This is a genomic window from Kitasatospora xanthocidica (genome assembly GCF_014656195.1).
GTDB classification, from domain to species: domain Bacteria; phylum Actinomycetota; class Actinomycetes; order Streptomycetales; family Streptomycetaceae; genus Kitasatospora; species Kitasatospora xanthocidica.
This window is the reverse complement of sequence record NZ_BNBY01000008.1, coordinates 277,065-296,120: the sequence shown is the minus strand read 5'-3', so window position 1 is coordinate 296,120 and position 19,056 is coordinate 277,065. Positions and strand designations below refer to the sequence as shown.

Here is a 19,056-nt window from a genome sequence, read left to right as displayed (position 1 = left end):
AGGTGGGTGAGGGCGCCGACAGCGCGGGTTCAGCGCGGCCGGGTCCACGCCGGGGCGGGTGTCGGCCTGGCAGCGAGATGGGTGAGGGCGCCGACGGCGAGGAGGAGGACGAGGGCCAGCGCCAGGGCGGTGGGGACGTCGGCGTGGAGCACGAGGAGGGCGCCGAGGAGGGCCCCGGCGAACATCCAGACCGCGGAGGCGAGCCGGCGGGGGCCGGTGCGGTCGGCGGCGAGGGCGGTGATGGTCATGGTGAGCACGGTGGTGGTGAGGTCGGGGACCTTGAGCGCGCGGACCACGGCGTTCTGGCCGCCCATGGCGAAGCCGAGCAGCCCGATCAGGGTGTAGCGGACCGGGTCCGCGGTGTGGCCGACGGCCGCCGCCAGGACGGTGCTCGCCGCCACGAGCGCCGCCTGGCCGCCGACGGCCACGGTCAGCAGCCGGCCCCGGTGGCCGGGCAGGCGGCGGGCGAGGTGGCCGCCGGCCAGGGCGCCGAGCAGGAAGGCGGCGAGGGCGGTGAGCGAGGCGGTGGCGGAGAGGTTGGCCGCGCCGGCCAGGGCGAAGCCGAGGAACACCACGTTGCCGGTCATGTTGGCGACGAAGACGTGGCCGAGTTCGAGGTAGCTGACCGCGTCCACCACTCCGGTGACGACGGTCAGCACCAGCAGCATCGGTACCAGCGGCCCGTGCTCGGGGTCGTGGGTCAGCATCGGTCCTCCCGGGCGGTTCGTGAGACGGTCCTTCCGTGCCATGGACTCGGGTCTCCTCCGTCAGGCGAGCGCGGCGCTGCCCGGGTCATCCGGTTCCTCCTCCAGGTGCCAGTGCAGGTCGCGGACACCGGGCTCCAACGACAGCCGGGAGACGACCTGTTCGAGCGCCGGGGTGACCTGGCCGGTGATGGCCACGGTGGCCCGCAGGCTGGTGAGGTCGCCCTGCTCGGAGCGGCGGGCGCGCAGACCGGTGGGGGCGAGGCCGGAGCCGGCGAGGGCCTGGAGCAGCAGGGCCCGGATGTGGGTCTCGGACTTGCGGTCGCACTCCAGGTGGACGGTGGCGCGGCAGGTGGAGTCCGGGTCGCTGCCGGCCTGCGGGGCCCGGTCGAGCAGCCGCCCGGCCGGGCGCAGCACCAGGTGGACGCCGAGCACCATGAGGGTGCCGAGGACGGCGAGGTCCAGCTTGCCGGCGGCGGCCAGCACTCCGACGGCGGCCGAACACCACAGGGTGGCGGCGGTGTTGAGGCCGCGGATGCCGGCGCCGTCGCGCAGGATGACGCCGCCGCCGAGGAAGCCGATGCCGGAGACGACGTAGGAGGCGACCCGGGTGGGGCTGCCGGTGTCGCCGACGGCCTCGCTGTAGAGGACGAACAGGGTGGCACCGGCCGCGACCAGGGCGTTGGTGCGCAGGCCGGCCATCCGGGCCCGCCACTGGCGCTCGACGCCGATCAGCGCGCCGCAGGCGACGCCGGTGGCGAGCCGGACCAGGAACTCGACGGTGGTCAGGGTGTGCACGACGGCACCTCCTTCACGGGGTGGGGCACGGGCGGGTGGCGGGACGCTGTCCGCGACCCGCCCGTACGGGCTGCGGTCGGGGGGTCAGTGGTTCAGCGCGGTCTGGACGACCTTGATGATGACCATCGCCATGGCGATGAGCAGGTAGGCGCGCAGGGCGGCCATGCCGACCTTGCGGGTGGTGGACATGGTGGGCGCGGGGAGGGTCTCCAGCGGGGGCATCCGCCAGTCCCGGCGGCCGCTGCGGTCGACGGGGTCCTCCTTGGTGGCGGTGCGGCCGGTGGTGAAGGCGTAGCCGGCGGCGAGGACGCCGGTGACGCCGCAGCCGGTCATGATCCACAGGATCGCCCCGGAGCTGATGCCCGGCCAGACCACGGCGGCGGTGAGGATCATCGACAGCGTCACCAGGACGCCGACGACGGCGGAGGTGAAGGCGTTGGTCCTGGGGCCGTTGACCCAGGGGCCGAGCACGGCGCGGTCGTTGCAGAGCAGGAGCAGGAAGACGGTCGCCGAGGGCAGCAGGACTCCGGCCAGCACCTGGACGAACTGGGTCATCAGGCCCTGCATGGCGTCCGTCGACAGCAGGGTGATCGCGGCCGCGACGACCACGAGGCCGGCGTAGACGGCGTAGAAGCCCTTGGCGCCCTTGACCCCGCGGTGCAGCGAGTGCTTGATGCCGAAGACGTCGCCGATGGCGTAGGCGGTGGAGAGGGAGACGGCGAACGCGCCGATGACGGAGGCGTCCAGCAGCGCTATCGCGAACAGCACGCCCGCGAGGTGGCCGGCCCTGGCCTCGATGCCCCGGGCCACGGCGCCCGCGTCGGAGAACTGGCCGAAGCCGTCGGTGCCGGCGAAGGCGGCCGTGGTGAGCCCGATCAGCGCCGCGGCGCCGACGATCACGATCACGATGCCGATCCACAGGTCGACCTTCTCGTAGGTCATGAAGCGCGGGGTGATGCGCTTGTCGATGACGTACGACTGCTGGAAGAAGAGCTGCCAGGGGGCGACGGTGGTGCCGACGATCGAGATGATCACCAGCATCACGGCGGCCAGTCCGCCGGTGCCGCCGGGCATGGTCGGGGTCACGAAGTCGTGGGCCATCTGGGAGGTCTTCGGGTGGACCAGGAAGTAGACCGGCACCAGCAGCAGCGATCCCGCGCAGAGGGCCACCGCGACGCGCTCGAAGCGCCGGAAGGAGCCGGTGAACGCCGAGGCGATGATGACGGCGGCGGCGAGCACCACGGCGGCGGCCTTGGGCAGTCCGAGGTAGCCGGCGGCGAGGGTGACGCCGATGAACTCGGTGACCAGGGTGAGCGCGTTGAGCAGGAACAGGTCGATCACGCTGAACGCGCCCCAGAACCGGCCGAAGCGTTCGAGGATCAGCCGGGCGTGGCCGACGCCGGTGACGGCGCCGAGGCGCAGCACCATCTCCTGGTTGACGTACAGCACCGGGACCAGCATCAGCAGGGTCCACAGCAGCTGGGTGCCGTAGTTCTGCCCGGCCTGCCCGTAGGTGGAGAAGGCGCCGGCGTCGTTGTCGCCGACCATCACGATCAGCCCCGGGCCGACGACGGCGAGCAGGGTCTTCAGCCGGGCCGACAGGCCGTGGCGGGGGGCGGTGTCGTCGAGGCGGATGGTGCCGAGCGCGCCCCGGATGTCGCCGACGTGGGCGTCGTCGAGTACGGCGGTGGCGGCGGGCGTGGCGGGGACCTTCGGGTCCAGCGTGGCGTTGGTCATGGCAGGGCCTCCCTGCCCCCTTCCTTGAGGGGGCGTCAGGGGGCACGCGGCGGCGACCCTCCTGCGGGCGCACGGCACCGGACCGTACGGCGGCGCCGGGTGGCGGCGGCCCTACGGGCATGACGGTGCGTCAGGCGGCTTGCGTCCGGGCACGGTTGAGCCCGGGGTGAAGCGCCTGGTGGACGCGCAGGGGAGGTTGTTACCGCGTGCCGGAGGTGATCGAGAGCATGCGGGGGCAGGGGCGACTGTGGCCCGGACTACTGCAGTCCATGTCTCTCACCTCCTCCCGGCCGGGGGCGCACCGTCTGTGCGCCGCATCACGACACGGCAAGGAGCACACCGGCCCGCACGGGACCGGCACACCCCAACTCGTCAGAGCTTTGGCACTCCACGGCGTGTCCGACCGACCGGCCGGAAGCCACTTGGGATCAACCCTTAATCCGGGAAGACCTGTCCTGAACCTGGGCGTCTCTCGACGTCGTCGGGTCAGTGGCCTGTGTCCGTGAAGACGCCTCACCGAACGAGGTGCCTCTTGAAACCTCACCAAGCATAGACCCCTTTCGAACACCCCGGTCCGACTTCCGGGCCGAACTTCGACAGCTTTGTAGAACTTTGACCAAACCGGCCCCGCACTTGAGCTTCTCTCTCCGGCATATATAGTTCACCGACATATGCAGTTGAGCAGCTCACGAGGGGGAAGTGTGTCCCACGCCGATCCGACCCGACCCGCGCCCGTCCTGCGCCTGGCCGACGTCACCCGTGTCCACGGGCGGGGCGCCGCCGAGGTGCACGCCCTGCGCGGCATCGACCTGGCCGTCCACCCGGGCGAGTTCGTCGCCGTCATGGGGCCGTCCGGCTCCGGGAAGTCCACCCTGCTGACCCTGGCCGGCGGACTCGACCAGCCCAGCGACGGCGAGGTCCTGGTGGAGGGCGTGCCGCTCGGCGGCCTCAGCCGGGGCAAGCTCGCCGACCTGCGGCGACGCTCCATCGGGTACGTCTTCCAGGACTACAATCTGATCCCGGCGCTCACCGCCGCCGAGAACATCGCCCTGCCGCGCGAACTCGACGGAGTCTCCGGCCGCCGGGCCCGCCGGGAGGCGCTGGCCGCCCTGGAGGAACTCGGGATCGGCGAACTCGCCGACCGCTTCCCCGACGACATGTCCGGCGGCCAGCAGCAGCGCGTCGCCATCGCCCGCGCCCTGATCGGCGAGCGGCGGCTGGTACTCGCCGACGAGCCCACCGGGGCGCTCGACTCCGCCACCGGTGACGCCGTGCTCGGCGTGCTGCGCGCCCGTTGCGACGCCGGCGCGGCCGCCATGATGGTCACCCACGAGGCCTCGCACGCCAGTTGGGCGGACCGGATCATCCACCTCCGGGACGGCGCGGTCGCCTCGGAGAGCCCCGGCTACCGCTCCGCCACCTGCCCGGCGGCCGTCCACCGCCCCAACTCGGCCGGCGAGGTGACGCGTTGAGGATCGGAGCCTGGAAGGTCGCCCTGCGCATCGCCCGCCGCGACGCGCTGCGGGCCAAGGGCCGCAGCGCCCTGATCGTCGCCATGATCGCCCTGCCCGTGCTCGGCGTCACCGGCGCCGACGTGGTCCACCGCAGCGGCCAGCTCACCCCGGCCGAACGGGTCGAACGGGTGGTCGGCGGCGCGGACGCCCTGGTCACCGCGCTCAACCCGGGCCGCACCGTCGAACAGGCCCCCGTCGCCGAGGACGGCGCCTTCGTCGCCGAGTCCCGCCCGGACCAGCAGCCGACCGCCGAGCAGCTGAAGGGCGCGAGCACCGACCCGCTCACCCTGGTCGGCGCGCTGCTGCCGCCCGGCAGCGCGCTCACCCCGGCCCGGCCCGGGCCGGAGACCGGCGCGACCTCGCCCGAGGGCCTGGTCCGCACCCTCACCACCGAGGCGAACCTCGCCGACCCGATCTGGCACGGCCGAGTCGACCTGGTCGAGGGCCGCGCCCCCAGCGCCGCGCACGAGATCGCCGCCACCCGGACCTTCCTGGACCACGCCGGGCTCAAGGTCGGCGGCACCACCACCGTCCAGGGCCTGGAGCGGACCACCTTCACCATCACCGGCGTGGTGGAGCACCCGGGCGAGCTCGGACGGGTCGAACTCATCGCCCGGCCAGGCGAGTTGCTCGACCCGATGGCCGCCGCCGCGGCGCCCGGCCAGTCCGCCGCCGAGCGGGCCTCGGGCCAGCGCTCCGCCTGGCTGGTCCGGCTCCCGGCGGGGGCCTCGCTCGACTGGGCCAAGGTCCAGGAGTTCAACGCGCACGGGTACACGGTCACCGCGCGCTCGGTCGCGCTCGCCCCGCCGCCGCGCCCGGCCGTCCCCTACTACCGTGACGCCCACCGCTCCAGCGACCCGGCGGCCGGCAACAACACCAAGATCGTCGTCGCCACCGTCACCGGCATGGCGCTGCTGGAGGTCGCCCTGCTCGCCGGGCCCGCCTTCGCTGTCGGCGCCCGCCGCTCGCGCCGCCAGCTCGCCCTGCTCGGCGCCGCCGGCGGCAGCCGCGCCCACGTCGGCGCGGTGGTGCTCGGCGGCGGCCTGGTCCTCGGCGCGGCCGGGGCACTGATCGGCGTGGTGTTCGGAACCGGCCTGGTCGCCGCACTCCGGACACAGATCGAACGGGTCGGCGGCGCACGCTTCGGCCACTTCGCGCTCCCCCCGCTGGACCTGCTCGCGATCGCCGGGATCGGCCTGGTCACCGCCCTGCTCGCGGCCGCGCTGCCCGCCCTCCAGGCCGCCCGCCGCAGCGTCACCGCCGGGCTCACCGGACGGGACACCGTACGCGGGCCCAGCCGCTGGGCCACCGTGACCGGCCTGCTGCTGGTCGTCCTCGGCGGCGCGGTCGGCATGTACGGCGCCGCCGCCGTGGAGCGCGGCCTGCCGGTGGCCGGCACCTTCGACACCCGTACGCTCACCGTGCTCGGCGGCTCGGTGTCCGCCGAGATCGGACTGCTGCTCTGCACCCCGATGCTGGTCGCCCTGATCGGCCGGGCCGCCGGGAAGCTGCCGCTCGGGCCCCGGCTCGCGCTGCGCGACTCCGCCCGCCACCGCTCGCGCACCGCCCCCGCGGTGGCCGCGGTGATGGCCGCGGTGGCCGGCGCCGTCGCCATCGGCGTGTACAACACCAGCACCGACGCCGAGAACCGGCGCGACTACCGGCCGCAGGCCCCGTACGGCGCCGTGCAGCTCAGCAGCTACAGCGAGGGCACCCAGGCCGACCAGGTGCGCGCCGAACCGGAGAAGCAGCTGACCGGGCTCGGCCCGCGCGGCGACCTCGCCCAGGCGGTGTACCGGTTCTGCCCCAACTGCTCCAGCACCGCCCAGCTCAAGGGCCCGGTGAACTGGCGCACCCTCACCACCCAGCCGCACCTGGCCGTCGGCGACACCACCGTGCTGCACAACCTGTTCGACGTCCACGACCCGGCCGTCGAGCAGGCGCTGGCCGCCGGGAAGCTGCTGGTCTTCGACCGCACCCTGATCGGCGCCGACGGGAAGGCCGTGCTGGTGCTGCGCGGCGGGGGCGGCGCGCCGCTGCAGCCGGGCGAGATCCCCAAGCCCGACGTGCAGGAGATCCCGGTCGAGGCGGTGCTGGTCGACAACCCGCTCGCCGCCCGGTTCGCCCAGGGCATGCTGCTGCCCTCGGCGCTGCCGAAGTTCGGGCTCTCCGCGCAGTCCACCGGCGCGGTCTGGCGGCCCGCCACCCCACCCGACCGCAAGGCGCAGCAGCGCGCCGAGGCGGCCGCGACCCGGCTGGACCGCGCCGCCACGCTGGACGTCGAGCGCGGCTTCCAGCCCAAGAGCGACGCGCTCTCGCTGGCGCTCACCGGCTTCGCCGCGCTGGTCGTGCTCGGCGCGGCCGGGATCGCCACCGGCCTCGCGGCCGCCGACTCCCGGCAGGACCAGGCCACCCTCGCCGCCGTCGGCGCGCCGCCGCGGATCCGGCGGACCATGGCCGGCCTGCAGTGCGCGCTGATCGCCCTGCTGGGAGCACTCCTCGGCGCGGCCAACGGGTTCGTACCGGCGGTCGGGCTGCTGAAGTCCCGGGCCAGCGGGTTCGGGGCCAAGCCGGCGCTGATCACCGCGCCCTGGGTCGAGCTGCTGGTCGTCGTCCTGGTGCTGCCGGTGGTCGCGGGGCTGCTCGCGGCGCTGTTCACCAAGTCCCGGATCCCGCTCGGACGACGGCTGTCCTGAGCCCGGGCGGTGGCTGTCCCGGGCCCGGGCAGTGGCTGTCCCGGGCCCGGACGGCGACCGTCCGGAACCCGGGCGGTCGGATCCGGACACCGCTCGAACACCCGTCGCACACGGTCCGACACCACTCGGACACCAGCTCGGCACCGCCCCGCACCCGCCGGGCGCCCGCCCCCGTCACCCCGGGGCGGGCGCCCGGCGCTCGCCGTACCATGGGCCGCGGTCCGGCGGGCGAAGGGCGCCGGCGGGTGGGTTCGGCGAGGGAGACAGGCGGTGCTACGGGGCTTCGGAGACCTGGAGGCCGAGATCATGGACCGGCTCTGGTCCTGGGACCGCCCGGCCACGGTGCGCGAGGTCGTGGACGACCTCCGGCAGCAGCGGGCGGTCGCGTACACCACCGTCACCACGGTCGCCGACATCCTGCACACCAAGGGCTGGCTGCGCCGCGACAAGGTCGGCCGCGCCTGGGTCTACCGGCCGACCTGCACCCGGGAGGAGTACACCGCCCGGCTGATGCACCAGGCCCTGGAGACCACCCCCGACCGGGCCGGCGCGCTGCTCCGCTTCGTCGACGGGATCAGCGCCGCCGAGGCCTCCGCCCTGCTCACCGCCCTCGAACAGGTGAGGTCCCGCGGCCTGCGGTGACCCTCGCCTGCGGGCCGCCAGCTGTATCAACTTTCCTTGCATGCAGGACTTCTGACTCTTCATCAGACCGGGGAACGCCGGAGGCCCGCCCCCGCCGGAGCGGGAGCGGGCCTCCGGGTGCCGGTCAGGCCGGGCGCACCGCGCCCATGTACGGCATCACCGAGATCGGCAGCACCTCGATGTTCTTGCCGGTGCGCGGCGCGTGGATCATCTTGCCGTCGCCGATGTACAGGCCGACGTGGTGCAGGTCGTCGTAGAAGAAGACCAGGTCGCCGGGCTGGAGGTTGGCGCGGTCGACGTGCGGGCCGTCCTTCCACTGCTCCTGGGAGGTCCGGGAGATCCGGACGCCCGCGGCGCGGTAGGCCATGCTGGTGAGGCCCGAGCAGTCGAAGCTGTCGGGGCCGGTCTTGGACCAACCGTACGGCTTGCCGAGCTGGGCCTGGGCGAACCCGATGATGGAGGCGGCCCGGCCGCCGGCGGCCGGCACCGGGGCGTTCAGGTCGGCGCGCTGGTCGGAGCGGGAAGCCCGGTCAGCGGCGCCCGCCGCGGCGGCCTGCTTGGCCTCGGCCTTGGCCTTCTCCGCGGACTGCTGGGCGTTGATCTTGGCGCGATCCTCGGCGCTGAGTTTGTTCAGCATCGCCTGGGCCTGGGCCAGCTTGGTCTGGATGTCGCTCTTCTGCGTGGCCAGCTGCTTGCCGACCGAGTCGAGCTCGGCGAGGGTCGCGGTGGCCTCGGCGCGGTCCTGGTCGAGCTTGCGCTGCTCGTCCTGGGCCTGCTTGAGCAGGGCCGCCTGGGAGTCGGCGATCTGGTTCTGCACCGCCGCGCGCTCGAGGTAGCCGGACGGGTCGGAGTCGAGCATCAGCTGGACCGAGGCGTCTATGCCGTTGGTCCGGTACTGGTCGGCGGCGACCGCACCGAGCCGGGTGCGCAGCTCGTTCATCGCCTCCTGACCCCGGACGACCTTCTCCTGGATCTGGTTGGCGTCGCTCTGCAGCTTCTGCTGCTTGGCCTGGAAGCCGTTGTAGCGCTCGATCGCCTGCTCGGCCTGCTCGTTGAGCTGGTCCACCTGCTCCTTGACGGAGGCGACGGTGGGCCCGGGCTCGGCGTGGGCGGTGCCGGAGGCCAGGACCGCGCCGCCGGCCGCCATGGCCGTGGTGAGGACCGCCATGCGGGCCCGGCTCGGAGGGCTGGGCTTGCGACGATTTCCCATGGGCGGTCGGCGCTCCTTCGGGGGAATCCGCGGAGTCCGGGGGGACGGCTTCGCGGGGGCCGGGGACGGGCGAAGGCGGGCAGGGCGAGCAACGGGGGGATGCCGCCCCGCCCACCTTCTACGAAGTAACTTAATAGATGAGTGGTGGGGTTCCGCAATCCCCCTGATCATGGCGCTACGGGGCCATGACGGGACATCGATCGCGTTCCGTGCCATCGGTGTTCACTACGGACGGCGCCGCGCCGACGGTTCACATCGCGTCGATGGCGACCCCGTGGCACTCCCCGCCCCGTGGAGTGCTCAGAATCCGCCAAATCGAGGGAAAGGTCACACGCGGCGCCCCTCCTGCGGCTATGCGAACGGGCGCTAACCTGCGGACATGAAGGTCCCGCCCGAAGGGCTCCCCCTCGCCGCCGAGTTCCCGGCTGCGCACCGTGAGCAGTGGCAGCAGCTCGTCCAGGGCGTGCTGCGCAAGTCCGGTGCCCAGCCCGAGGACGGCGCCGCCGCCGAGCAGGCACTGACCACCAAGCTCCAGGACGGGCTGACCGCACGCCCGCTGTACACCGCTGAGGACACCGCGGTCGACCCCGGCTACCCGGGCTTCCCGCCCTTCGTCCGCGGCGGCCGCCCGCAGGGCTCCGCCGTCGCCGGCTGGGACGTCCGGCAGCGCCACGCCGACCCGGACCGCCGGCGCGCCAACGAGGCGGTCCTGGCTGATCTGGAGCACGGTGTGAGCTCACTCTGGCTGGAACTGGGCGGCGAGGCCCTTCCGGTGGACGGCCTGCCCGAGGCCCTGACCGGGGTGTACCTGGACCTGGCCGCCGTGGCGCTCGACGCCGGACCCGAATTCACCGACGCCGCCGCGCGGTTGTTCGCGCTGTACGAGCAGCGAGAGGTCTCCCCCGCCTCCGCCGCCGGCAACCTCGGCGCCGACCCGCTGGGCCTGCAGGCCCGCACCGGCGACACCGCCCGCACCGACGCGCTGCTCGCCGAGGCCGCCGTACTGGCCGCCCGCTGCGCCGCCGGCTACCCGAACGTCCGGGCACTGACCGTCGACGCCCTGCCGTACCACGAGGCCGGCGCCTCCCCCGCCCAGGAACTGGGCTGCTCGCTCGCCACCGGCGTGGCCTACCTGCGCGCGCTGACCGCCGCCGGGCTCTCCGTCGACGAGGCGCTCGGCCAGCTCGAGTTCCGCTACGCGGCGGACGCCGACCAGTTCCTCACGATCGCCAAGTTCCGTGCCGCGCGCCGCCTCTGGGCCCGCGTCGCCGAGGTCTCCGGGGCGTCCGCCGAGGCCTCCGCGCAGCGTCAGCACGCCGTCACCTCCCGGGTGATGATGACCGCCCGCGACCCGTGGGTGAACATGCTGCGCACCACCGTGGCCTGCCTGGCCGCCGGGGTCGGCGGCGCCGACGCCGTCACCGTACTGCCCTTCGACAGCGCGGTCGGCCGGCCCGACGCCTTCGCCCGCCGGATCGCCCGCAACACCCAGGCGATCCTTCTGGAGGAGTCCCACCTGGCCCGGGTCATCGACCCGGCCGGCGGCTCCTGGTACGTCGAGCAGCTCGGCGAGGAGCTCGCCCGGGCCGCCTGGGCCTGGTTCCAGGAGATCGAGCGGGCCGGCGGGCAGCAGGCCGCGCTGGGCTCGGGCCTCGTCGGGGAGCGGATCGCCGCGACCTGGGCGGAGCGGTCCGCCAAGCTCGCCAAGCGGCGCGAACCCATCACCGGCGTCAGCGAGTTCCCCCACCTGGACGAGCAGCCACTGGTCCGCGAGCCCGCCCCGGCCGTGCCCGTCGGCGGCCTGCCGCGGGTCCGCCGCGCCGAGGCCTACGAGGCGCTGCGGGACCGCTCCGACGCCGCGCTCGCCGCCACCGGCGAACGGCCGAAGCTGTTCCTCGCCTCGATCGGCGGCGCCTCCGCGCACACCGCCCGCACCACCTTCGCGGCCAACCTGTTCCAGGCCGGCGGCATCGCGACCACCTCGCTGGAGTCCGTCGACCCGGCCGCGTTCGCCGAGGCCTTCACCGCCTCCGGCGCCACCGTCGCCTGCCTCTGCTCCAGCGACGCCCTGTACGGCGAGCACGCCCCGGCCGTCGCCGGCGCTCTCAGGGCGGCCGGTGCCCGGAAGGTGCTGCTGGCCGGCCGGCCCGGCGAAGTACCCGACGGCGTGGACGAGTTCATCTACGCGGGCGGAGACGCGGTCGCCGTCCTGACCTCCCTGCTGGACCTGATCGGAGTGGCCCGATGATCCCTGACTTCACCGGAATCGGGCTGGACGGCGGCACCGCCGGCGACGCGACCGCTGCCGACCTGACCGCCGACACCACCGCCGACACCACCGCCGATGTGACCGCCGGCGTCACCGACGCCCAGTGGCAGGCCGCCTGGCGGCAGTCCACCGGCAAGGACGTCGACGAGCTGGTCTGGGACACCCCCGAGGGCATCGGCGTGAAGCCGCTGTACACGGCCGACGACCTGGCCGGCCTCGACTTCCTGGAGACCTACCCGGGCGTCGCCCCGTACCTGCGCGGGCCGTACCCGACCATGTACGTCAACCAGCCGTGGACCGTCCGCCAGTACGCGGGCTTCTCCACCGCCGAGGAGTCCAACGCCTTCTACCGCCGCAACCTCGCGGCCGGCCAGAAGGGCCTCTCCGTCGCCTTCGACCTGCCGACCCACCGCGGCTACGACAGCGACCACCCGCGCGTCACCGGCGACGTCGGCATGGCGGGCGTCGCCATCGACTCCATCTACGACATGCGCCAGCTCTTCGACGGCATCCCGCTCGACCGGATGTCCGTCTCGATGACCATGAACGGCGCCGTGCTGCCCGTCCTGGCGCTGTACATCGTCGCCGCCGAGGAGCAGGGCGTACCGCCGGAGAAGCTGGCCGGGACCATCCAGAACGACATCCTCAAGGAGTTCATGGTCCGCAACACCTACATCTACCCGCCGCAGCCGTCGATGCGGATCATCTCGGACATCTTCGCGTACACCTCGCAGAAGATGCCCCGGTACAACTCGATCTCCATCTCCGGCTACCACATCCAGGAAGCCGGGGCCACCGCCGACCTGGAACTCGCCTACACCCTCGCCGACGGGGTGGAGTACCTGCGCGCGGGCCTGGAGGTGGGCCTGGACGTCGACGCCTTCGCGCCGCGGCTCTCCTTCTTCTGGGCGATCGGCATGAACTTCTTCATGGAGGTCGCCAAGCTGCGCGCGGCCCGGCTGCTCTGGGCCAAGCTGGTCAAGCAGTTCGACCCGAAGAACCCCAAGTCCCTGTCGCTGCGCACCCATTCGCAGACCTCCGGCTGGTCGCTCACCGCCCAGGACGTGTTCAACAACGTCACCCGTACCTGCGTGGAGGCGATGGCCGCCACCCAGGGCCACACCCAGTCGCTGCACACCAACGCCCTCGACGAGGCGCTCGCCCTGCCCACCGACTTCTCCGCGCGGATCGCCCGCAACACCCAGCTGCTGCTCCAGCAGGAGTCCGGCACCTGCCGGGTCATCGACCCGTGGGGCGGCTCCGCCTACGTCGAGAAGCTGACCAACGACCTGGCCGCCCGCGCCTGGCAGCACATCCAGGAGGTCGAGGCCGCCGGCGGCATGGCCAAGGCCATCGACGCCGGCATCCCCAAGATGCGCGTCGAGGAGGCCGCCGCCCGCACCCAGGCGCGCATCGACTCCGGCCGCCAGCCGGTCATCGGCGTCAACAAGTACCGGGTCGAGAGCGACGAGCAGATCGACGTCCTCAAGGTCGACAACTCCGCGGTCCGCGCCCGGCAGATCGAGAAGCTCCGCCGCCTCCGCGAGGAGCGCGACGAGACCGCTACCCAGGACGCCCTGAACGCGCTCACCCGGGCCGCCGAAGCCGGCCCGCAGCGCGGCGGCTCCCTCGACGGCAACCTGCTGCACCTCGCCGTCAACGCGGCCCGGGCCAAGGCCACCGTCGGCGAGATCTCGGACGCCCTGGAGAAGGTGTACGGCCGCCACTCCGGCCAGATCCGTACCATCTCCGGTGTGTACCGAGACGAAGCGGGCCCGTCGGCCTCCCTCCAGCGCACCCGCGACCTGGTCGAGCGGTTCGAGCGGGCCGAGGGCCGCCGGCCCCGCATCCTGGTCGCCAAGATGGGCCAGGACGGCCATGACCGCGGCCAGAAGGTCATCGCCACCGCCTTCGCCGACCTCGGCTTCACCGTCGACGTCGGCCCGCTGTTCCAGACGCCGGCCGAGGTCGCCCGCCAGGCCGTCGAGGCCGACGTCCACATCGTCGGCGTCTCCTCCCTCGCCGCCGGCCACCTCACCCTGGTGCCCGCCCTGCGCGCCGAACTCGCCGCCGCCGGCCGCGAGGACATCACCATCGTCGTCGGCGGGGTCATCCCCCCGCAGGACTTCGACGCGCTCTACGAGGCCGGCGCGGCAGCCGTGTTCGGCCCCGGCACGGTCATCCCCGACGCCGCGCACGACCTGCTGACGGCACTGGCCGCCGAACTCGGCCACGAGCTGTGAACCGGGGTCGCTGAAGGATGCCACCCCGGACGATCGACCTCGACAGCTACGCGACCGGCGTCCTCGACGGCTCGCGCGCCTGGATCGCGCGAGCCGTCACCCTCGTCGAATCCACCCGGCCCGACCACCGCGTGCTCGCGCAGCAGCTGCTCCAGCGGCTGCTGCCGCACGCGGGCGGGGCGGTCCGGGTCGGCATCACCGGGGTGCCCGGTGTCGGCAAGTCGACCTTCATCGACTCCTTCGGCACCATGCTCACCGGGCTCGGCCACCGGGTCGCGGTCCTCGCCGTCGACCCCACCTCCAGCCGCACCGGCGGCTCCATCCTCGGCGACAAGACCCGGATGGAACGCCTCGCCGTCGACCCGCACGCCTTCGTCCGCCCCTCCCCCACCTCCGGCACCCTGGGCGGCGTCGCCAAGGCCACCCGCGAGTCCATGGTCGTGATGGAAGCGGCCGGCTACGACGTCGTCCTCATCGAAACGGTCGGCGTCGGCCAGTCCGAGACCGCCGTCGCCGGCATGGTCGACACCTTCCTCCTCCTCAGCCTCGCCCGCACCGGCGACCAGCTCCAGGGGATCAAGAAGGGCGTCCTGGAACTCGCCGACGTCATCGCCGTCAACAAGGCCGACGGGCCACACGAACGCGACGCCAAGGCCGCCGCCCGCGAACTCGCCGGCGCCCTGCGGCTGCTGCAGGCCCCCGACGCCGCCTGGACCCCGCCCGTCCTGACCTGCAGCGGCCTCGACAACACCGGCCTCGACGTCCTCTGGGAACGCCTCCAGCAGCACCGCAAGGTCCTCGACGCCACCGGCGCCCTGGCCGCCAAGCGCCGCGACCAGCAGGTCGAATGGACCTGGGCCATGGTCCACGACCAGCTCTACGCCCGCCTCCACGAACACCCCGAGGTCCGCCGCCTCGCCCCCGACCTGGAAGCCCGGGTCCGCGCCGGCACCCTCCCCGCCGGCCTCGCCGCCCAGCACCTCCTGGACGCCTTCTTCGGCACCCCCTGAGCCCGGGCACGAGGGCTGGAAACGACGACAGGCCCCGGACCGCCCGACCGGTCCGGGGCCTTCGTGTCACCTGATGGGGTGATCAGGCGCTCTTGACGGCCGCGAAGCGGGCCGACACGTCCTGCCAGTTGACGACGTCCCACAGGCGGGTGACGTAGTCGGGGCGGACGTTGCGGTACTGCAGGTAGTAGGCGTGCTCCCAGGCGTCGAAGGCCAGCAGCGGGGTGGTGCCCTGGCCGACGTTGCCGTGGTGGTCGTAGACCTGCTCGACGATCAGGCGCTGCCCGAGCGGCTCCCAGGAGAGGATGCCCCAGCCGGAGCCCTGGACGCCGGTGGTGGCGGTGGTGAGCTGCTTCTTGAAGGCCTCGAAACCGCCGAAGTGCTCGGTGATGGCGTCGGCGAGCTCGCCCTCGGGGCGGTCGCCGCCCTCCGGGGAGAGGTTCTCCCAGAACAGCGAGTGCAGCACGTGGCCGGACAGGTGGAAGGCGAAGGTCTTCTGCAGGCCGACCAGGCCGCCGAACTGCTCCTTGTCGCGCGCCTCGGCGAGCTGCTCCAGGGTGTCGTTGGCGCCCTTGACGTAGGCGGCGTGGTGCTTGGAGTGGTGCAGCTCCAGGATCTCGGCCGACATGGCCCGCTCGAGCGCGGAGTAGTCGTACGGGAGGTCGGGAAGCGTGTAGGTGCCCATCAGGACACGGCCCCTTTCGGCGGGTTGAACGATGCTGATCGTGCCGGGACAACACTATTGCGTATGACTTGCAGGAACGAAGCATGGGCTCCTGCTTATTCCTCACACCCCGTCGGGCACACTGGTCGCAGCAGCCGGCATCTCAGAGCGCGGGCCCGCACCGAGGTCTGACAACAAATCCGTTCCCGGGGGCTTCCCTTCGCGTCAACCTGTGTGCCATTTTACATGTCACACATCAGGAACCCGTGCGCCCCAATCACCGCACGACGACCCTCAACGGCCCCGGAGGCCCCCACCCATGCGTCCCTTCCGGATAGCGAAGGCGAACGCGCGCAGACTCCCTGCGCTCGGCGCCGCCTTCTTCCTCGCCCTCGGACTCTTCGCGCCCCAGGCCCACGCCGCCCCCGCCCCCACCCCAGCGGGCAAGCCGGCCGCGCCCGCCGCCAAGGCCGCCGCGCCGCGGGCGATCCCCGTCCCCAAGTCGCCCGACACCCCGAAGGACGCCCGCCCGCTCGCCTCGGACCCGCAGGCCAAGGCCACCGCCCCGACGGCGGGCAGCACCGTCGGCGCCCGGACGGCGAAGCAGCTCTCGGCCGCCGCCAACGCCTGCGACGTCTCCGCGTTCACCGGCAACTCCGGTGCCGCGCTGGTCCAGAAGGTCAAGGCCGCCGGACTCGACTGCGTCAACACGCTGTTCACGCTGACCGGCAACGACGCCAAGGCCGCGTTCAACGAGGCCCAGATGGTCAGCGTCGCCAACGCCCTGCGCGACACCGCCGCCACCTACCCCGGCGACGACTCCACCGCGGCCGGCGAGCTGGTGCTCTTCCTGCGCGCCGGCTACTACGTCCAGTGGAACCACCCGGACGTCGTCGGCACGTACGGCACCACCCTGCAGACCGCCGCCCGCGGCGCGCTGGACGCCTTCTTCGCCGCCCCGCACAGCAAGGACGTCACCGAGGCCAACGGCGCCACCCTCGCCGAGGCCGTCACCCTGATCGACAGCGCCCAGGAGAACGCCCGCTACACCGGCGTCGTCAAGCGGCTGCTGACCGACTACACCCCGTCCTGGACCGGCTCGATGGCCGCCGCCGTCGCCAACACCAAGACCGTCATCGAGCGCGGCTTCGACCTGCCGGCCTTCACCGCCGCGCTCCAGGCCGACCCGTCCTTCGCCACCACCGTGCAGTCCTTCGTCACCCGCAACAGCTCCCAGCTCAACGGCTCGGACATGGTGACCGGCATCGGCATGGAGCTCGGCAACCTGGTCGCCAACACCGCGCTGCGCGCCCAGGGCCGTCCGATCCTCAAGGACCTGATCAACCGCTACCCGCTGGTCGGCAACACCGGGCCGCTCACCATGAACCTGCTCTGGTTCGCGGAGAACAAGGACGCCGGCAACTGCTCGTACTACGGCACCTGTGACGTGCCCACCCGGCTCGTCCCGCTCGTGCTCACCGTCGACCACACCTGCAACGCCAACCTGCGCATCCGCGCCCAGGACATGACCGCGCAGCAGCTCGCCGACACCTGCACCAGCCTGGTCAACCAGGACGCGTTCTTCCACAAGCTGGTCAAGGACGGCGGCCCGGTCGCCGACGACAACAACACCAGCCTGGAGGTCGTCGCCTTCGACGACTACTACAACTACAGCCTGTACGCCTGGGAGATGTACCACATCGCCGTGGACAACGGCGGCATGTACGAGGAGGGCAAGCCCAACGCGGCCGGCAACCAGGCCCGCTTCATCGCCCACGAGGCCTCCTGGCTGCGCCCCCAGTTCCAGATCTGGAACCTCAACCACGAGTACACCCACTACCTCGACGGCCGCTACGACTTCTACGGCGACTTCGACGCCGGCATGACCACCCCGACCATCTGGTGGGTCGAGGGCCTCGCCGAGTACGTCTCCTACAGCTACCGGGGCGTCCACTACGACGACGCGGTCACCCAGGCCGGCAAGGGCACCTACACGCTGAGCACCCTCTTCGACAGCACCTACGACAACGCGGACTCCACCCGGATCTACAACTGGGGCTACCTGGCCGTCCGTTACATGCTCCAGTCGCACCCGCAGGACGTCGACGCCCTGCTCGCCAAGTACCGCGTGGGCGACTGGAACGGCGCCCGCACCATCCTCAAGACCACCATCGGCACCCGCTACGACGCCGACTTCGCCACCTGGCTCAAGGCCTGCGCCGCCGACAACTGCGGCTCGCTGCCCACCTCCCAGGCGCCGCTGTGCACCGCCGCCGACGCCCGGCAGTACGACAAGAACTGCCGCCGCGACAACGTGGCCGCCACCACCGGGAACTACAGCTACAGCTTCCTGTACCTCCCGGCCGGCGTGCAGCAGCTGACCGTCACCACCAGCGGCGGCACCGGCAACGCCGACCTCTACTACAACGGCGGCGCGTGGGCCACCACCGGCTCCTACCGGGCCAAGTCCACCGCCGGCGGCAACGGCGAGACCCTCACCATCGCCAACCCGCCGTCCGGCTGGGTCTACTTCAGCCTCTACGGCCAGCAGGCCTTCAGCGGCGTCACCGTCACCACGACGTACAACTGACCGCCCCCGCACGACCGGTACCGGAGGGCCCCGCGGCGACGCGGGGCCCTTCCCGTTTTCCCCACCTACGCCACACCCGCCTACGCCGGCGACCAGGTGACCAGCGGGGGGCGGACGGCGGCGCACAGCGGGTGCCCCTTGACGTCGGTCAGGCCGAGTCGGGCGACCAGGAGGCCGGTACGGGCGGCCTCCCGGGCGGTGTCCCGGTCGATCTCCTCCAGCAGCAGCTTCGCCCGGCGGAACATCGTCCAGTCGCCCCCGTCCCTCGCCACCCAGTTCAGGTAGACGAACCGCCCGCCCGGGCCGCCCTGGACGTACCGCCCGGTGATGTCCACCCCGCCGTCCGGCAGCGGCTTCGTCGCGCACTCCAGCGACCAGCCCGCCCGCGCCGCGTCCCCGGGTTGCGGGTCCAGCAGCTCGCCCGGCTTCCCCCGGCGCTGGACGGCGACGTGGACGTCCCGGTACTCCGGGTCGCCCGGTGTGGCGCCGCACTCACGGCCGGGCAGGTCGGTGGCCTCGATCCTCAGCTCCATACCGCCATGTTCCCCCATCCACGGACGTGCCGGGGCGGGGTTATAACAATTCCCCCAAATATCGGCCGTCAATATTGCGAAGAGATGCGATCAACGGCTGTCCGAGGGGTGTCAAATCGTCGAACGGTCGGTTATGGTCCAGGGACGGATGAAGCGGGTCCGGAGTCCGCCAGCGGAATTCCGAATTCGCCTCACGATCGAGGTGCGACTGCCGTGTCGCGCCCGAAACCACGGAAATGGGGACAGCCATGAAGATGTTCAAGGCGATCGTCAAGAAGTTCAAGAAGGACGAGGACCTCGCCGCCCACGCGTGGGTCCTGCACGTCATCTGACGCACCGTCGCCGGGCGGGGGCGCGGCGCGGCCGAGCCGCCCCCTCCGCCCGGCGATGCGGCGCACTACGCATGTCATCGCCATTCCGATAAAGGCGGGATTCTCGTGGAAGAA

The 19,056-nt window shown here is 72.6% G+C and carries 13 protein-coding genes and 1 riboswitch; of the genes, 7 read left to right on the top strand and 6 right to left on the bottom strand.

Annotated features, from left to right (window positions below; translation table 11 throughout):
- Nucleotides 1-29: 29 nt before the first annotated feature.
- From IE332_RS17550 to IE332_RS17540, 3 genes are all read right to left on the bottom strand, one after another.
- Nucleotides 30-707: a YoaK family protein gene (locus IE332_RS17550; RefSeq protein WP_189917131.1), complete on the bottom strand. Its 678-nt coding sequence runs from the start codon at nt 705-707 to the stop codon at nt 30-32.
- 60 nt (nt 708-767) lie between these two features.
- Nucleotides 768-1,502 carry an MgtC/SapB family protein gene (locus IE332_RS17545; protein ID WP_189917129.1) on the bottom strand — a complete coding sequence of 245 codons (735 nt, stop codon included), beginning with the start codon at nt 1,500-1,502 and terminating at the stop codon, nt 768-770.
- 84 nt (nt 1,503-1,586) lie between these two features.
- Complete coding sequence (locus tag IE332_RS17540) at nt 1,587-3,239, bottom strand: NRAMP family divalent metal transporter (protein ID WP_189917127.1); 1,653 nt, start codon at nt 3,237-3,239, stop codon at nt 1,587-1,589.
- Between the two features lie 356 nt (nt 3,240-3,595).
- Nucleotides 3,596-3,771, bottom strand: a riboswitch (M-box (ykoK) riboswitch).
- Nucleotides 3,772-3,940: 169 nt separating this feature from the next.
- Here IE332_RS17540 and IE332_RS17535 point away from each other — a divergent pair.
- The 3 genes from IE332_RS17535 (at nt 3,941) to IE332_RS17525 (ending at nt 8,091) form a co-directional block, all read left to right on the top strand.
- A complete protein-coding gene (locus IE332_RS17535) occupies nt 3,941-4,711 on the top strand; it encodes an ABC transporter ATP-binding protein (protein WP_229928672.1) in 771 nt (256 codons plus the stop codon).
- A complete protein-coding gene (locus tag IE332_RS17530) occupies nt 4,708-7,449 on the top strand; it encodes an FtsX-like permease family protein (RefSeq protein WP_189917124.1) in 2,742 nt (913 codons plus the stop codon). Before IE332_RS17535 ends, IE332_RS17530 begins: the two co-directional genes overlap by 4 nt.
- Before the next feature lie 270 nt (nt 7,450-7,719).
- Entirely contained in the window at nt 7,720-8,091 is a 372-nt protein-coding gene (locus IE332_RS17525; RefSeq protein WP_189917122.1) for a BlaI/MecI/CopY family transcriptional regulator, read from the top strand.
- A 124-nt stretch (nt 8,092-8,215) separates the two neighbouring features.
- Here the strand turns inward: IE332_RS17525 and IE332_RS17520 are convergent, their stop codons facing one another.
- Nucleotides 8,216-9,301, bottom strand: a complete 1,086-nt coding sequence (locus IE332_RS17520; protein ID WP_189917120.1) for a C40 family peptidase — start codon at nt 9,299-9,301, stop codon at nt 8,216-8,218.
- 379 nt (nt 9,302-9,680) lie between these two features.
- On the opposite strand from IE332_RS17520, the gene IE332_RS17515 reads away from it, so the two are divergent.
- The 3 genes from IE332_RS17515 to meaB are packed head-to-tail and all read left to right on the top strand — an operon-like array spanning nt 9,681 to nt 14,823.
- Nucleotides 9,681-11,549: a methylmalonyl-CoA mutase family protein gene (locus tag IE332_RS17515; protein WP_189917119.1), complete on the top strand. Its 1,869-nt coding sequence runs from the start codon at nt 9,681-9,683 to the stop codon at nt 11,547-11,549.
- Nucleotides 11,546-13,813 (top strand): methylmalonyl-CoA mutase, encoded by a 2,268-nt coding sequence (gene scpA, locus IE332_RS17510; protein ID WP_229928671.1) that lies wholly within the window; start codon nt 11,546-11,548, stop codon nt 13,811-13,813. Before IE332_RS17515 ends, scpA begins: the two co-directional genes overlap by 4 nt.
- A 17-nt stretch (nt 13,814-13,830) precedes the next feature.
- Entirely contained in the window at nt 13,831-14,823 is a 993-nt protein-coding gene (gene meaB / locus IE332_RS17505) for a methylmalonyl Co-A mutase-associated GTPase MeaB (RefSeq protein ID WP_189917117.1), read from the top strand.
- Nucleotides 14,824-14,905: 82 nt separating this feature from the next.
- Here the strand turns inward: meaB and IE332_RS17500 are convergent, their stop codons facing one another.
- Entirely contained in the window at nt 14,906-15,508 is a 603-nt protein-coding gene (locus IE332_RS17500; RefSeq protein ID WP_189917115.1) for a superoxide dismutase, read from the bottom strand.
- 298 nt (nt 15,509-15,806) lie between these two features.
- Between IE332_RS17500 and IE332_RS17495 the strand changes: the two genes are divergently transcribed.
- The gene (locus tag IE332_RS17495; protein WP_189917113.1) at nt 15,807-18,077 is read left to right on the top strand and encodes a M9 family metallopeptidase; all 2,271 of its coding nucleotides are present in this window, start codon (nt 15,807-15,809) and stop codon (nt 18,075-18,077) included.
- Nucleotides 18,078-18,157: 80 nt separating this feature from the next.
- Here IE332_RS17495 and IE332_RS17490 read toward each other — a convergent pair whose 3' ends face one another.
- The gene (locus IE332_RS17490) at nt 18,158-18,610 is read right to left on the bottom strand and encodes a DUF5990 family protein (protein ID WP_189917111.1); all 453 of its coding nucleotides are present in this window, start codon (nt 18,608-18,610) and stop codon (nt 18,158-18,160) included.
- Between the last annotated feature and the right edge of the window lie 446 nt (nt 18,611-19,056).